Annotated in this window: 3 protein-coding genes and 1 pseudogene; 3 read left to right on the top strand and 1 reads right to left on the bottom strand. The window is 67.4% G+C overall.

Annotation, left to right across the window (positions count from 1 at the left end; genetic code table 11):
* The 3 genes and pseudogenes from PMI01_RS00020 to PMI01_RS00010 form a co-directional block, all read left to right on the top strand.
* Positions 1–261 (top strand): annotated as a pseudogene (locus tag PMI01_RS00020) (DUF2336 domain-containing protein); the annotation flags it as partial.
* 55 nt (positions 262–316) lie between these two features.
* The gene (locus PMI01_RS00015; RefSeq protein WP_007661375.1) at positions 317–1099 is read left to right on the top strand and encodes an NAD kinase; all 783 of its coding nucleotides are present in this window, start codon (positions 317–319) and stop codon (positions 1097–1099) included.
* A gap of 122 nt (positions 1100–1221) precedes the next feature.
* Complete coding sequence (locus PMI01_RS00010) at positions 1222–1704, top strand: histidine phosphotransferase (protein ID WP_007661373.1); 483 nt, start codon at positions 1222–1224, stop codon at positions 1702–1704.
* A gap of 76 nt (positions 1705–1780) precedes the next feature.
* Here PMI01_RS00010 and PMI01_RS00005 read toward each other — a convergent pair.
* Positions 1781–1946 (bottom strand): D-arabinono-1,4-lactone oxidase (locus PMI01_RS00005; RefSeq protein ID WP_007661372.1); only part of this gene is annotated, 166 nt, incomplete at its 5' end.

Genomic DNA, 1946 nt, shown 5'->3' with positions numbered 1-1946 from the left:
CTGGCGCGCCTGGGCCAGTTCGACATCCGCCAGGTGCGGCGGGCCGTCGACAGCAACCGCCCCGAGCTTCTCGCCCTGGCCTGTTCGGCCGTGGGCATCGACCGCAGTGTCTTCCCGACCATCCTGGACCATGTGCGCCAGTTGAACGGCGGCCGTCCGGGCGGCGGAGCGGAAGCCGCACGCAAGGCCAGTGGCGCCTTCGGCCCCTTCGCGCCCGACATCGCCGCCATGGCGTTCCGCCAGGCGGTCAGCGCAGCCTGAAACGCCGAACCCGCAACGGTTTGACAAGCACGCGGCGATCCCGCCACTTGGCGAAATGTTCCAGCCCCTGCCCTTCGTGACTCGCCTGACCTTCAAGGCCAGTGACCGCCCCGAGGCGCAGGAAGCCCTCGAGCGCCTGACCGCCCGCTACGGCGACGTCGGCGACGAGAACGCCCAGGTGATCGTCGCCCTGGGCGGCGACGGCTTCATGCTGGAGACCCTGCACGACACCATGGAGCGCCAGACGCCGATCTACGGCATGAACCGCGGCTCGGTCGGCTTCCTGATGAACGAATACAGCGAGGACGACCTGCTGGGGCGGATCAACGCCGCCGAACGGGCCGTGATCCACCCGCTGGCCATGGTCGCCATCGACTCCAACCGCAAGCAGCACCGGGCCCTGGCCATCAACGAGGTGTCGCTGCTGCGCCAGACCCGCCAGACCGCCAAGCTGCGGATCAGCATCGACGGCAAGGTGCGGATGGGCGAGTTGGTCTGCGACGGCGTGCTGCTGGCCACCCCGGCCGGCTCGACGGCCTACAACCTGTCGGCCCACGGCCCGATCATCCCGATCGGCGCCCAGGTGCTGGCCCTGACCCCGATCAGCGCCTTCCGCCCGCGTCGCTGGCGTGGCGCGCTTTTGCCGCAGACGGCGCGGGTGACCTTCGAGGTCCTGGAATGCGATAAGAGACCGGTAAGCGCCGTGGCCGACAATTTCGAGGTTCGCGACGTGGTCGAAGTCCATATCGCCGAGGACAGCAGCGCCAGCCTTTCCATGCTCTTCGACGCCGGTCGAAGCCTGGAGGAAAGGGTCCTGACGGAGCAGTTCTCGGCCTAGTCGGACGGATGAATATTGGTCAGGGCAATGACCGGTGTTTGGCCAGGGTGAAAACGGGCGTCTCATCTAATCTTAACGCCTTCGATTTTACATTCTGTACCTAATGCCGATGGGAGGCGTCCGTGACCAACAAGTCCGCCGCGGAAGTGATTCAGGTGCCGAACATGCTCAAGCTCAAGGTTGGCGGACGGGGCGGGATCGACATGGCGGCGATCGCCAAGGCCGAGGCCGCGCTGAAAAGCCTGTCGGGCAACTTCGCCCAGTGGCTGAACGACGAGATCGTCAAGCTGGAGGCCGCCCGCCAGGACGTCCGGGCCCAGGGCCTGACCGCCGAGACGGTCGAGACCCTCTATCTGCGCGCCCATGACCTCAAGGGCCTGGGCGCCACCTACGAATTCCCGCTGATCACCCGCCTGGCCGCCTCGCTGTGCAAGCTGATCGACGACCCGGACACCCGCCTGGCGGCCCCGATGTTCCTGGTCGACGCCCATATCGACGCCATCAAGGCCTGCGTCCGCGACGACATCAGGGTCGACACCCACCCGGTCGGCAAGGTGCTGGCGGCGGAGCTTGAAGGCCGCGTGGCGCAATATCTGGCGGGCTGAAGCCGGCCGACATCGAAGATTCTAGAAGGCCCCGGCGTCCGCGCCGGGGCTTTTCCTTTGCCGGCCCCGTCCGCGCCTACACCCCAAACAGCCCCTTCAGGTACGGGTTGAGCATCCGTCCGTCCGGGTCCAGCGCCGCCCGCACCTTCAGGAAATCCTTCCAGCGCGGATAGAGCGCGGCCAGTTGGTCGCCCGACACGCTGTGCAGCTTGCCCCAGTGCGGCCGGCCGCCGTAGCGGCGG

This window comes from Caulobacter sp. AP07, from assembly GCF_000281955.1.
GTDB lineage: Bacteria > Pseudomonadota > Alphaproteobacteria > Caulobacterales > Caulobacteraceae > Caulobacter.
The sequence above is the reverse complement of the archived record's forward strand: the minus strand, read 5'-3'. Positions and strand labels throughout refer to the sequence as shown.